Source organism: Neisseria sp. P0014.S009 (assembly GCF_051958155.1).
GTDB classification, from domain to species: domain Bacteria; phylum Pseudomonadota; class Gammaproteobacteria; order Burkholderiales; family Neisseriaceae; genus Neisseria; species Neisseria flavescens_C.
Window position 1 is genome coordinate 1 of the sequence record NZ_JBQCVS010000206.1, and the last position, 246, is coordinate 246.

1 protein-coding gene is annotated in these 246 nt (G+C 50.8%); it reads right to left on the reverse strand.

Translation table 11 applies throughout. The features are described 5' to 3' along the window. Positions 1-246 (reverse strand): U32 family peptidase (locus ACTHS4_RS12335; protein ID WP_440366031.1); only part of this gene is annotated, 246 nt, incomplete at both ends.

Consider the following 246-nt stretch of genomic DNA (forward strand, 5'->3'; position numbering starts at 1 on the left):
GGGCATTCTTGGCGGATTTCGGCGATTTCTTCCATGCTCAATTCACGCGACAGAATAATGCGTTCGACACCGATGTTTTGCCAGAATTTCACGCCCCAGTAGTTGGTGGTATTTGCCTGAACGGACAGGTGAATCGGCATATCCGGCCATTTTTCGCGCACGGTCATGATCAAACCCGGATCCGCCATAATCAGCGCGTCGGGTTTCATGGCAATCAAGGGCTCCATATCGGAAACAAAGGTTTTG